The following is a 13,217-nucleotide window of genomic DNA, read 5'->3' as shown; positions in this document are numbered from 1 at the left end:
ACAAGCACCATGTTCACCAAAATCCTGATCGCCAACCGTGGCGAAATCGCCTGCCGCGTGATTGCGACGGCCCGCAAGATGGGCATCAAAACCGTGGCCGTGTATTCGGACGCGGACAAAGAGGCCCGCCATGTGGCACTGGCCGATGAGGCCGTAAACATCGGCCCCGCACCCAGTCGCGAGAGTTATTTGCTGGCCGACAAGATCATTGCGGCCTGCAAACAAACCGGCGCACAGGCGGTGCACCCGGGCTACGGCTTCTTGAGTGAGAACGCGGAGTTCTCCAAGCGCTGCGAAGAAGAGGGCATCACCTTCATTGGCCCCAAACACTATTCGATTGGCGCCATGGGCGACAAGATCGAATCCAAGAAGCTGGCGGGCAAGGCGGGTGTGAACTGCATTCCCGGTGTGAACGACGCGATTGAAACGGCAGAGAAGGCCGTCGAGATTGCCAAGGGCATTGGTTACCCCGTGATGATCAAGGCGTCGGCGGGCGGCGGTGGCAAGGGCCTGCGCGTGGCTTTCAACGACAAGGAAGCGCTGGAAGGTTTCACGTCGTGCCGCAACGAAGCGCGCAACAGCTTTGGCGATGACCGGGTGTTTATCGAAAAGTTTGTAGAAGAGCCGCGCCACATTGAGATCCAGTTGATCGGCGACAGCCATGGCAATGTGATTTACCTGAACGAGCGTGAATGCTCGATCCAGCGCCGCCACCAGAAGGTGATTGAAGAGGCGCCAAGCCCCTTCATCAGCGACGCGACGCGCAAGGCCATGGGCGAGCAGGCGGTGGCGCTGGCCAAGGCCGTGAAGTACCAAAGCGCGGGTACCGTCGAGTTCGTCGTCGGCAAAGACCAGAGTTTTTACTTTCTGGAAATGAACACCCGCTTGCAGGTGGAGCACCCGGTGACGGAGGCCATCACCGGACTGGACCTGGTGGAGCTGATGATTCGCGTGGCGGCCGGCGAAAAGCTGCCGCTGGAACAGCAAGATGTGCAGCGTAACGGCTGGGCTATCGAATGTCGTATCAACGCCGAAGATCCGTTCCGCAATTTCCTGCCCAGCACCGGCCGCCTGGTGCGTTTTGCACCACCCGAGCAGACGATGTGGCAAGGCAACACGGCCGACCTGCTGGGCGTGCGGGTGGACACCGGTGTGCAGGATGGTGGCGAGATTCCGATGTTTTACGACTCGATGATTGCCAAACTCATCGTGCACGGCAAAGACCGGCTGGACGCGATTGCCAAGATGCGCGAAGCGCTGAACGGCTTTGTGATCCGTGGCGTGTCCAGCAACATCCCCTTCCAGGCCGCGCTACTGGCGCACCCCAGGTTTGTGGCGGGGGATTTCAACACTGGTTTTATTGCAGAGAACTATGGCAAGGGTTTTTTTGCCGAAGACGTGCCGCACGACGATGCGTCCTTTCTCACCGCGTTGGCCGCCTTTGTGCGCCGCAAGTCGCGTGAGCGTGCGGCGGGCCTGTCGGGCCAACTGCCCGGCTACGCGGTGGACGCCGGCAAGGACTATGTGGTGGTGACGCTGGATGCGGCGGGCAACCACCGCTACGCGCCGGTGCATGTGGATGAGTTTGAAGGCGAAACCGGCTCTGCGCGAGTCACCGTGAGCGCTAGCAGCTATGTTATTCGTAGCAAATCGCGCCTCAACGACATTGCCATCACCGGCACGGTCAACGGAAAAACCTTCACCGCGCAAATTGAACGCGGCACGCCCAAGAACCCGCTGGCCCTGCGGGTGCAGCACAACGGCACCCGCATCGACGCGCTGGTCATGTCCCCGCGCATGGCCGAGCTGCATGCGCTGATGCCGCACAAGGCACCGCCTGACATGAGCCGCTATGTGCTCTCGCCCATGCCGGGCCTGCTGGTGGATGTGGCCGTGGTGCCCGGCCAGAAGGTGCAGGCCGGTGAACGTGTGGCCGTGATCGAAGCCATGAAGATGGAAAACGTGTTGTTTGCCGCTGCCGATGGTGTGGTGGGCAAGGTGTTGGCGGCCAAGGGCGAGAGCCTGAGCGTGGACCAGGCGATTGTGGAGTTCGTATGAGCCAGAACACCAGGCCCTTCAAGGTGCTGGGCATCCAGCAAATTGCCATCGGTGGCCCTGACAAAAAACGCCTGCAAACCCTGTGGGTGGACATGCTGGGTCTGGAAGTCACTGGTACATTCAAAAGCGAAAAAGAGAATGTGGACGAGGACATTTGCTCCATGGGCACCGGGCCGTACAAGGTCGAGGTGGACTTGATGCAGCCGTTGGACCCGGACAAAAAGCCAGCGGTGCACACCACGCCGCTGAACCATGTGGGCCTGTGGATCGACAACCTGCCGGTGGCCGTGGAGTGGCTCACCGCCAAGGGCGTGCGTTTTGCGCCCGGCGGCATCCGCAAGGGGGCAGCGGGGTACGACATCACCTTTTTGCACCCCAAAAGCAACGATGAATTTCCGATTGCGGGCGAGGGCGTGTTGATTGAGCTGGTGCAGGCACCGCCCGATGTGATCCAGGCTTTGTCTGCGCACTAGGCGGTTTGCATGGCATTTGGCCGGGCTTTTACGGGTTTCTTGGCGTTTGCTCCGCTATCGGTAGGGTTACAGTCAGCCAAAAGTGCTTGAATAAACACATACCTTTGGCAGTTTGGACAGGGGTTCACTGGTTTTGCGGGCCCGCGCTGTAGCGCAGACGAGGAGACAACAATGAAGCTGGGTAAGGTTTTTTCCGCCGGTATTTGGCTGATGCGCCGCATGCGCTTTGGCGTGAAGCTGGGTTTGGTGACGGTGGTGGTGCTCGTGCCCCTGTTTTTCATCGCCGCCGAGCTGATTGGCCGGGAGCGCAGTGAAATCGCCATGACCCGCGCTGAGCTGGTGGGCATTGCCATGGTGGAGGATGCCAGTGCGCTGGTCCGCCAACTGCAAACCCACCGCGGGCAGACCAATATGCTTTTGTCTGGCAACACCGCCGTGCAAGGCGCCCGCGACAAAACCCGCGAATCCCTGAAGACAGCGCGTGACCAGCTGGATGCCAACGTCACCCGCCAGGCCGGCGCCGTGAGCAGTGCCGAGTGGAAGGCGCTGCGGGAGCGCGTGGATGCCCTCATTCCGGCGCTGGAGGGCAAGGCTGCGCCTGCAAGCTTTGCGCTGCACACCGCCTTGATTGAAGACCTGGCGCGGTTTGTCTACGGCATTGCCAACGAATCCAGTCTCTTGTTCGATCCTGACCCGGTGACCTATACGCTGATGGACATGGCCGTGTCGCGCCTGATTCCCTGGACCGAACAGGTCGGGCGCCTGCGCGGGCAGGGGGCAGGTTTGCTGAGCCAGCCCACCCTGGATGAGAACGGTGCCACCCGGGTGCGCACCCAGCTCGACGCGCTGGACGCTTGGGCACAGGATGTGAAGTACGCCCAGACGCTGATGCAGGCCATGGGGGTGAAAGAGCCCTTAGGCGAAAAAGCGCTGGAGGCCAGCAGCAGTTTTTCCAAACTGGCGCGTGAACGTTTCGCTGCCGGGGCCACCACGGGCGAATCGCAAACCTATTTCAACGCTGGAACGCAGACCATTGAGGCGATAGCTGCGTACCAAAGCTCGGCGGTACAAGGTGTTCACCGCCTGCTGCAGCAGCGCCTGGACCGCACGGTCACGATGCTGTGGGTTACCGCTGGGGTGAGCGTACTCACCGTGTTGGCGCTGCTGTATTTCATGTTGTCGTTTAACTTCAGTTTCTTGCAAGACTTGCGCCAGGTGCTGCGATTCATGGAGGAGACTGCCAGTGGAAATTTGCGCCACACGGTCAAAATTCGTGGCAAAGACGAGCTGTCGGAAATGTCCCATGCCATGGATGTGATGGTGAACAACATTTCCGTCATGGTGGCCAGTGTGCGCAGCAACTCGGCGCTGGTGGCCAATTCCGGGGATGTGCTGGTGACGGGCAATGAGGCCTTGTCGGGCCGTACCGAGCAACAGGCTGCCAACCTGGAAGAAACCTCGGCCAGCGTGCAGGAGCTGTCTTCCACCGTGAAGGACAACGCCCACACCGCCCAAAAGTCCGACCAAGCCGCGCAAGCGGTGCGCGGCGTGGCGGAGCAGGGCGCGCAGGGCATGGTGGAAGCGATTGCTTCGGTGGAGGCGATTGAGGCCAGCACCAAACGCATGGACGAAATCGTGGGTGTGATCGATGGCCTGGCGTTCCAGACCAACATCCTGGCGTTGAATGCAGCGGTGGAAGCCGCCCGTGCCGGTGAGTCGGGTCGTGGCTTTGCCGTGGTGGCGACTGAGGTCCGTTCGCTGGCGCAGCGGTCCGCAGCGTCGGCCAAAGAGATTCGCCAACTCATTGGCGCTTCCAGTGCCCAGGTGGCGACCGGGGTGGCCCAAATCCGTGCGGCCGGCGCCAACATCACACGCATTGTGGATGGTGTGCGCGATGTGGCGGCCAATATGTCGCACATCTCGGCGTCCAGCGCCGAGCAGAGCAACAGCCTGGCGGAAATCACCACAGCGATTCGCCAGCTCGACGAGATTACCCAGCAGAACGCCGCCATGGTGGAGCAGGCTGTGAGCCAGGCCACCGCCCTGCAGGAGCGCGCGAGTGTGCTGTCGGATGCGGTGTCGGTGTTCAAGCTGCAGCAGGGCTCGGCTGATGAGGCCCGTGCCCTGGTGGAGCGCGCTCTGTCGCTACGCCGCGGGGCGGGCAGCCGCGACGCTTTTGTGCGCGAGGTTACGCCCAAGGAAAGCGCTTTGTTTGATCGCGATATGTATGTGTTTGTACTGGACCGCAGTGGCCAGTACCTGGCCTTTGGTGGCAACCCGGCCAAGGTGGGCACCCGTGTGCAGGACGTAGCCGGTATCGATGGCAACGCCCTGATGGCCTCCATTGTCGGCCAGGCCTCGGTGGCCCCAGGCTGGGTGGAATACGACATCGTCAACCCGCTCAACGGCAAGGTGCAGACCAAGATGTCGTATGTGGTGCAGGTGGACGATGTGTTCGTTGGCTGCGGTGTCTACAAGAACCTGATGGCCGCGCTGTAAAGCTGCGTCGGCACTGGCGGCGGCTGTGGTCGTTTAGCTGCCGCCGCCGGGCTTTGCACGGGCCCGGGCGCGCGCCAGGGCCGCCTCAATCACGGTACGCTTTTGGTCCAGCACGGCCGGGTCGGTGTGTTGGGAGTGGGCGGGTAGGTCGGCCAGTTTCATTTCTGCCTTGTCCTGTAGTCGCTGGGCATGTTCTGCCTCCTCGCGGCTGCGGCGGCTTTGGCGAGCGCTGTAGCGGGTGCGTGCCTCGTCAGCCAGCGGCTGGGGCCAGGCGCTCCAGCCGGTCTGGCTGCCGCTCACGTTCTCCAGCAGGATGCAGTCCACCGGGCACACCGGCAAGCACAGCTCGCAGCCCGTGCAATGCTGCTCCAGCACCGTGTGCATGCGTTTGTTGCTGCCGATGATCGCATCGGTGGGGCAGGCGTCTAGGCACAGGGTGCAGCCGATGCACCAGTTCTCGTCGATGAAGGCCACGCTACGCGGCGCTTCCACCCCAAAGGCGGGGTCTAGCGGCAACACGGGCTGGCCGGTGATGGCCGCCAGACGCGTGATGCCTTCGGCCCCGCCGGGCGGACACTGGTTGATGCCGGCTTCGCCCACTGCCATGGCGTGTGCGTAAGCGGCGCAGTCGGGGTAGCCGCAGCGGGTGCACTGCGTTTGGGGCAGAGCGTCCAGCAGGCGCTGCACCAGGGGCGGTGCAGCTGTCGTGCCCGCGGTCACTTGCTCTTGACGCTGCGCTTGGTCGCTACCTTTTTAGGAGCTGTTGGCGCAGGTTTTACGGGGGCTACGGCCACTTTTTTAGCCAAAACGGGTTTGGCGGCAGGCTTGGAAACTGTTGCTGCTGGCGCTGGTTTGGCGGTCGGTTCGGCCTTGGCCACAGGTAGCGGGTGCGCCTTGATAAAGGCCTTGACCTGTGGGTACACATGTTCGCGCCAGCGGCGGCCCGAGAAAATGCCGTAGTGGCCGGCGCCCTTGGCCTCAAAGTGGCGCTGCTGGCTCTTGGGTACGCCGCTGCAGATGTCGTGCACGGCTTCGGTCTGGCCGGCGCCGGAGATGTCGTCGAGCTCACCTTCCACCGACATCAGCGCGGTGGTCTTGATGTCAGCCGGCTTCACACGTTCCAGCTTGCCTTGGGGGTTCTTCACATCCCAGGTGCCATTGACCAGGCTGAACTCCTGGAACACCACCTGGATGGTCTCCAGGTAATAGTCTGCGTCCATGTCCAGCACGGCGTTGTACTCGTCGTAGAACTTGCGGTGGGCTTCGGTGCTGGCGTCGTCACCCTTGATCAGGTCTTTGAAGTAGTCGTAGTGGCTCTTGGCGTGGTGGTCGGGGTTCATGGCCACAAAACCGGTGTGCTGCAAAAAGCCGGGGTAGACGCGGCGGCCCGCACCGGGGAAGTTGCTGGGCACGCGGTAGATCACGTTGTTCTCAAACCAGCTGTGGCTCTTGTTCATGGCCAGGTTGTTCACCGCGGTGGGGGACTTGCGGGCGTCAATCGGGCCGCCCATCATGGTCATGGTCAGCGGCGTGGTTTCGCCGCGGCTGGCCATCAGCGACACGGCAGCCAGCACTGGCACGGTAGGCTGGCACACGCTCATCACATGGCAGTTGCCGTATTTGCCCTGTACGTGGCGGATGAACTCCTGCACATAGTTCACGTAGTCGTCAAGGTGAAATTCGCCGTCTGCCAGCGGCACCAGACGGGCGTTTTTCCAGTCGGTGATATAGACCTTGTGGTCCTTTAGCATGGTCTTGACCGTGTCCCGCAGCAGCGTGGCGTAGTGGCCCGACAGCGGCGCGACGATCAACACCACAGGCTGGCCCTTGATCTTTCCCAGGGTGGTCGTGTCGTCGGTAAAGCGCTTGAAGCGGCGCAGTTCACAAAAGGGTTTGTTCAATTCCACGCGTTCGTGGATGGCCACGTCGACGCCGTCCACATCGATGGTGCGCAGGCCGAACTCGGGTTTTTCGTAGTCCTTGCCCAGGCGGTGCATCAGGTCGTAACCCGCCGACAGGCGCTGGGCAAAGGGGTTTTGCCCCACCACCGACAGCGGGTTGTTGTAGAGCTTGGCAGCGGCCAGTGCCAGGTCAGAAAACGGCTCCATCAGGGAGCGTTGGGTTTCGTAAAGCTGGTACAGCATGGGGGGAACCTCAGGAAATGTTGCAGTGCAATATAACAGCAATGGTCTTAATAACGGTTGCCGGATTTGACAATGGCACGCAGGGCATTGCGGCTGTGTGCACCAAAATTGCCCATTAATTCGGCCACCAAGGCCTGCAACCGTGCACGTCGCGTAGGGTCTTGTGCCAGCAGGTCTGGCAGCAAACGCATGGTCGCATCTTGGGGCTGCAAGTCAATCAGGGCTTCTGCCACCCACTCGGGCGGCAGGGTTTCCAGTAGCGTGCGCTGGGCGTTGTCGGCCAGAGCGGCGGTCTGGGCGGCCACCACGGTGCGCAGGTAGCGGTCATTCCATTCGGGGTAGCTGCTGTCTTTGTCCTGTGTTTGCAGGGCTTTGGTGCTCTGGGGCAGCAGCTGGGCCTGCAGGGCGTCCAGCACCAGCCGCTGGTTGGTGATGGCGCGGATGCGCGCATTGCGCGGGCCGGGCAGCCCCATGCGGGCCAGGGTGTTGTAGGCCAGCAGCTTGGCGCTGGACTCCCCGGGCGCCAGGCGGGCGTGGTAGGGGTGGGTCAGGCTTTGCAGGTAGTGCAGGGCCAGGCCGGCAAACCGCCAACCCCAGTAGTCGTGGCCGGTGCGCAGCGCCAGGGCGGACAGGCTGGAATACTGGTAATACCGCGCTTGCACCATGGAGCGTTTGGCCCAGGGGGCAACGCTGTACAACATGCGGTCTTCGTGGAAAAACCCCACGTCAAACGGCCGCTGTGATGCGGCGGCCGACGTCAGGTTGCCAAACGGCTGCCTGCCCAGCCCCCATAACTTGCCCCAACCGGTGGGGCTGTCTTCCCACAAAAAGCTGTCCAGCCCGTAATCAGGCTCGTCGGTGGCGGTGGCCAGCACGGCCAGGGGGCTGACCAGGTCGCCCGGCTTGATGGCGACAAAGCGCTTCTCGGCATGGGCGGCATGGGGCGGGGGCAGGCTGCTTACGTCGGCCAGGCTTAACGTGGCGTAGCCGGCCTGCAAGCCATCGCTGCCTTTGGCGTCCGGCTCCAAGAATAGGTTGAGCTTGCTGTTGGGGGCGATGCGCAAGGCGGCCAAAAAGGCCTGTCGACGGGCCTCGTCGCTGCGTTGGGGGTTGGCCACAAAGGCCAGGGCATCGGGGAGCGCGGGGTAATACTCCACGGCGGCCATAGCCCAGGCCTCCTGGCTGGCCAGCAGTGCTTCCAGTGTCTGCTCCTGGGCGCGCAAGAACGTGTCCAGCGACTCGACCACGGCCCGCGGGGCCTGGCTGAGTTCTGGCATACCTTCCAATGCCCGGTAGCTGGCCTGCGTGTGGTTGCCACCGGCCCAGGCCGACGTGCCAACCACGCACCAAACCAGCGTCAGGCAAAGGGTGCGCAGCCGGGTCAAACGCAGTGTGCTATGCATTTAATAGCTGCTTGCGCATATTGCATGCGGTCTAGCAGCATATTGGGCTTGGATCAAATGACCTTGGCGATGGCCGCGCACACGTAGTCGATGTTTTTGCTGTTCAGCGCGGCCACGCACATGCGGCCGGTGTCGGTGCCGTAGACACCGAACTCGCTGCGCAGGCGCACCATCTGGTCCTTGGAGAGACCGGAGTAGCTGAACATGCCGATCTGGGTGGTGATGAAGGACATGTCCTGTTTGACACCGGCGGCCTTCAGGCCGTCGACCAGTTTCTGGCGCATGGCCTTGATACGCACGCGCATTTCGCCCAGTTCCTTTTCCCACAGGGCGCGCAGCTCGGGGTTGTTCAACACCGCAGCCACCACGGCGCCGCCGTGGGTGGGTGGGTTGGAATAGTTGGTGCGGATGACGATCTTCAGTTGCGACAGCACGCGGCCGGCTTCTTCCTTGTCCTTGCACAGCACGGACAGGCCGCCCACGCGTTCGCCGTACAAGCTGAAGCTCTTGGAGAACGAGGTGGACACAAAGAAATTCAGGCCAGCGGCGACAAACTTGGCGATCACGGCGCCGTCTTCAGAGATGCCGTAGCCAAAGCCTTGGTAGGCCATGTCCAGGAAAGGTGTCAGGTTTTTGGCCTTCACCACGGCAATCACTTGGTCCCATTGCTCGGGGGTGATGTCATAGCCGGTGGGGTTGTGGCAGCAGGCGTGCAGCACGACCACCGTGCCAGCGGCAGCAGCGTTCAGGCTGGCCAGGTAGCCTTCAAAGTTCACACCGCCCTTGCCACCGTTGGCCGCTGCGTCAAAGTACGCATAGGTACCCACTTCAAAACCGGCATTGGTGAACAGCGCACGGTGGTTTTCCCAGCTGGGGTCAGAGATCAGCACCTTGGCGGCGGGGTTCAGCTTCTTCAAGAAGTCGGCGCCAATCTTCAGGCCGCCGGTGCCGCCAATGGCTTGCACGGTGGCCACGCGGCCGGAGGTGACGGGTTCGCTGTCCGTACCAAACACCAAGCCTTTGACGGCGTTGTCGTAGGCCACGATGCCGTCGATGGGCAGGTAGCCGCGGGCGGTGGGCTTGTCCATCATGGTTTTCTCAGCGGCTTGCACGCATTGCAGCAAGGGCAGCTTGCCGTTGTCGTCGAAATACACGCCCACGCCCAGGTTCACTTTGTTGGGGTTGCTGTCAGCGTTGAATTGTTCGTTCAGACCCAGGATAGGGTCGCGGGGAGCCATTTCGACGGCGGAGAAAAGAGACATGGAAAAGTCCTGTGATTGGAATGTCGGGGAGTGACCCGGTACCGCGGCCTGCGATGCGGGTAACCCCTATTTTACCGGGCACCGCGCTGGTGCCTTTTCAAGCTGCTTAACGCGCCAGGCCCTCTGCCAGTGCACGCGTGAGTTCGGCGGCCGGCACATTGCGGCATTGCGAGGCGTTTTGCCCGCTCCACAAAGGGGAAAAGTCGGTGCTGCCTTGGCTCTCGGCGCGTGCGCGCAGCGGGGCGATGGCGCCGGTGGCCAGCGGAAACGCAGGAGCAGCCGGGCTGAGTGGGCCCAGTTCGCGCATCAGTCGGTTCATGATGCCGCGCGCCGGGCGGCCGGTGAACAGGGTGGTAAGTGCGGTGTGGCGCGCTGCCGGGCTCTGCAGTACTGCCCGGTGCAGGGCAGAGGTGGTGGACTCGGGGCAGCACATATAAGCCGTGCCAATCTGCACGGCCGAGGCGCCCAGCGCCATGGCGGCGGCCACGCCATCCGCATCGGCGATGCCACCCGCGGCAATCACCGGCACGGTCACGGCCTGCACGATCTGCGGCAACAGCGCCATGGTGCCCACCTGGGTGCTCAGGTCGTCACTCAGGAAGATGCCGCGGTGTCCCCCCGCTTCCAAGCCCTGGGCAATGACGGCGTCGGCACCGTGATCCTGCAGCCAGACGGCCTCGTCCACCGTCGTGGCGGATGCCAGTACCAGGCTGCCCCAGCTTTTGACACGAGCTAGCAGGGGGGCGGAGGGCAGGCCAAAGTGGAAGCTCATCACGGCAGGCTTGAAGGCTTCGACTACGTCGGCCACCTGGTCGCTGAAGGGCGCGCGGCCCGGGCCAGGGACGATGTCCGCCAGCGATAGCCCAAGCTCGGTGTAATAAGGCTGCAAGGCCTGCCGCCAGATTTCGTCGCGCGCGGGGTCGGGCGCAGGGGGCGTGTGGCAAAAGAAGTTGACGTTGTAGGGTTTGTCAGTCAGCGTAGTCAGTTGTGTGAGTTCGGCACGCAGCCCATCCAGACTCAGCATGGCGGCGGGAATGGAGCCCAGGCCACCGGCATTGCAGACGGCGGCGGCCAAGGCATGGCCTTGCACGCCCGCCATGGGAGCCTGAATCAGGGGGAGGGCGGTGCCCAGGAAAGAGGGGTTTGGCATGGCAGGGTCCTGTGGGTACGCGGTCTAGTCTACAGTTCCACCTTTGCCCCTTTTAAGCACGCCGCCATGCCTTCCCCCCAGCCCACCCCCGCAGTGACCGATGACGCCGAGCAGGTGCGCACCGGTACTTTTGTGCGCTACCCGGATTCTCCCTACGAGCTGTACCAGCCCTACCCCCCAGCAGGTGACCAACCTGAGGCGATTGACCAACTGGTGGAGGGGGTGACCGATGGCGAGGTGTTCCAGACACTGCTGGGCGTAACCGGCTCGGGCAAGACCTTCACCATGGCCAACGTGATTGCCCGGCTGGGGCGCCCGGCCATTGTGTTTGCACCCAACAAGACGCTGGCGGCGCAGCTGTACAGCGAGTTCCGCGAGTTCTTTCCCAAGAACGCCGTGGAGTACTTCGTCAGCTACTACGACTACTACCAGCCCGAGGCCTATGTGCCGCAGCGCGACCTGTTCATCGAAAAGGACAGCGCGATCAACGAGCACATCGAGCAGATGCGCCTCTCCTGCACCAAGAGCCTGCTGGAACGACGCGATGTGGTGATCGTGGCCACGGTGTCGGCCATTTACGGTATCGGCAAGCCCGAGAGTTACCACCAGATGGTGATGACGCTGCGCACCGGTGACAAACTGGGCCAGCGCGACATGATTGCCCAACTGGTGCGCATGCAGTACCAGCGCAACGACATGGATTTCAGCCGTGGCGCCTTCCGCGTGCGCGGCGACACCATCGACATCTTCCCCGCCGAACACAGCGAGATGGCGATCCGCGTGGAGCTGTTTGACGACGAGATCGAGAGCCTGCAGCTGTTCGATCCTCTGACCGGCCGCATCCGCCAGAAGATTCCGCGCTTCACCGTGTACCCCAGCAGCCACTATGTGACCCCGCGCGAGCAGGTGCTGATGGCAGTGGAGACCATCAAGACGGAGCTGTCAGACCGGCTGAAAGAGTTTGTGGGCATGGGCAAGCTGGTGGAAGCCCAGCGGCTGGAGCAGCGCACACGCTTTGACCTGGAAATGCTGAGCGAAGTGGGGCACTGCAAGGGTATCGAAAATTACTCGCGGCACCTGAGCGGTACGGAGCCGGGCGAACCACCTTCCACATTGACCGACTACCTGCCCAAGGACGCGGTGATGTTTCTGGACGAAAGCCATGTGCTGATCGGCCAGTTTGGCGGCATGTACAACGGGGACCGGGCGCGCAAGACCACGCTGGTGGAATACGGATTTCGCCTGCCCAGCGCGCTGGACAACCGACCACTCAAGTTTGAAGAGTTCGAGACCAAGATGCGCCAGGCCATCTTTGTGTCCGCCACACCGGCGCAGTGGGAGAAAGACCACGCGGGCAAGGTTGTGGAGCAACTGGTGCGGCCCACGGGCCTAGTAGACCCTGAAGTCGAAGTGCGCCCAGCCACCAGCCAGGTGGATGACGTGCTGCAGGAAATCCGCATCCGCGTGGAGAAAAATGAGCGTGTGTTGATCACCACGCTGACCAAGCGCATGGCCGAGCAACTGACCGACTACCTGACCGACAACGGCGTGAAGGTACGCTACCTGCACAGTGATGTGGACACGGTGGAGCGCGTGGAAATCCTGCGCGACCTGCGCCTGGGCACCTTCGACGTGCTGGTCGGTATCAACCTGCTGCGCGAGGGCTTGGACATTCCCGAGGTGTCGCTGGTGGCGATTCTGGATGCCGACAAGGAGGGCTTTTTGCGTTCCGAGCGTTCGCTGATCCAGACCATCGGCCGTGCCGCCCGAAATCTGGAAGGCCGGGCCATCTTGTATGCGGACAAGATCACGGATTCGATGGAGCGGGCGATTGGCGAGACCGAGCGCCGCCGCAAAAAACAGATTGCCCACAACCTGGAACGGGGCATCACCCCGCGTGCCATTGTGAAAAAGGTGCGCGATCTGATCGACGGTGTTTACAGCGAGAAGGCTGGCAAGGAAGCCGATCGCCTGGAGCGCGACGCCCAACAACGTGCGCAGGTGGAGGACATGAGCGAGAAGGATATTTCCCGCGAAATCAAACGCTTGGAGAAGCTGATGATGGAGCACGCGCGCAATCTGGAGTTCGAAAAAGCGGCGCGGGTGCGCGACCAACTGCACATCCTGAAGGAGCAGGCCTTTGGTGCGCCCGGGGCCGACAACGTTGTGATTTTGTAAAGTTGATTAAATCTATCGGGTTAATAGACTGGCCAGTCTGCTTACCCGAG

General features: G+C 62.3%; 9 protein-coding genes. 4 read left to right on the top strand and 5 right to left on the bottom strand.

All coding sequences use genetic code 11. The features are described from left to right. Positions 1-9 precede the first annotated feature (9 nt). The 3 genes from C5F53_RS01385 to C5F53_RS20405 all read left to right on the top strand — a co-directional run bounded on the left by C5F53_RS01385 (position 10) and on the right by C5F53_RS20405 (position 5,030). A complete protein-coding gene (locus tag C5F53_RS01385) occupies positions 10-2,058 on the top strand; it encodes an acetyl/propionyl/methylcrotonyl-CoA carboxylase subunit alpha (protein WP_105259541.1) in 2,049 nt (682 codons plus the stop codon). Next, positions 2,055-2,531 (top strand): VOC family protein, encoded by a 477-nt coding sequence (locus C5F53_RS01380; protein ID WP_105259540.1) that lies wholly within the window; start codon positions 2,055-2,057, stop codon positions 2,529-2,531. Before C5F53_RS01385 ends, C5F53_RS01380 begins: the two co-directional genes overlap by 4 nt. A gap of 171 nt (positions 2,532-2,702) precedes the next feature. After that, positions 2,703-5,030: a methyl-accepting chemotaxis protein gene (locus C5F53_RS20405; RefSeq protein ID WP_236635170.1), complete on the top strand. Its 2,328-nt coding sequence runs from the start codon at positions 2,703-2,705 to the stop codon at positions 5,028-5,030. A gap of 33 nt (positions 5,031-5,063) precedes the next feature. On the opposite strand, the gene rsxB is transcribed toward C5F53_RS20405, so the two are convergent. The 5 genes from rsxB to C5F53_RS01350 form a co-directional block, all read right to left on the bottom strand. Then, positions 5,064-5,750: an electron transport complex subunit RsxB gene (gene rsxB, locus C5F53_RS01370; RefSeq protein WP_105259539.1), complete on the bottom strand. Its 687-nt coding sequence runs from the start codon at positions 5,748-5,750 to the stop codon at positions 5,064-5,066. After that, positions 5,747-7,174: a polyhydroxyalkanoate depolymerase gene (gene phaZ / locus C5F53_RS01365; RefSeq protein WP_105259538.1), complete on the bottom strand. Its 1,428-nt coding sequence runs from the start codon at positions 7,172-7,174 to the stop codon at positions 5,747-5,749. The genes rsxB and phaZ overlap by 4 nt, the downstream gene beginning before the upstream one ends. A gap of 47 nt (positions 7,175-7,221) precedes the next feature. Then, the gene (locus C5F53_RS01360; protein ID WP_105259537.1) at positions 7,222-8,577 is read right to left on the bottom strand and encodes a phospholipase; all 1,356 of its coding nucleotides are present in this window, start codon (positions 8,575-8,577) and stop codon (positions 7,222-7,224) included. Positions 8,578-8,630: 53 nt separating this feature from the next. Further along, positions 8,631-9,839, bottom strand: coding sequence for an amino acid aminotransferase (locus tag C5F53_RS01355; RefSeq protein ID WP_105259536.1), 1,209 nt, complete (start codon positions 9,837-9,839; stop codon positions 8,631-8,633). 106 nt (positions 9,840-9,945) lie between these two features. Further along, positions 9,946-10,989, bottom strand: a complete 1,044-nt coding sequence (locus tag C5F53_RS01350) for a nitronate monooxygenase family protein (RefSeq protein ID WP_105259535.1) — start codon at positions 10,987-10,989, stop codon at positions 9,946-9,948. 66 nt (positions 10,990-11,055) lie between these two features. Between C5F53_RS01350 and uvrB the strand changes: the two genes are divergently transcribed. Beyond that, a complete protein-coding gene (gene uvrB, locus C5F53_RS01345; RefSeq protein ID WP_236635169.1) occupies positions 11,056-13,167 on the top strand; it encodes an excinuclease ABC subunit UvrB in 2,112 nt (703 codons plus the stop codon). Positions 13,168-13,217: the final 50 nt, after the last annotated feature.

The sequence above is a fragment of the Rhodoferax sp. TS-BS-61-7 genome (genome assembly GCF_002943465.1).
GTDB lineage: Bacteria > Pseudomonadota > Gammaproteobacteria > Burkholderiales > Burkholderiaceae_C > Allorhodoferax.
This window is presented reverse-complemented; position numbering and strand designations above follow the sequence as displayed.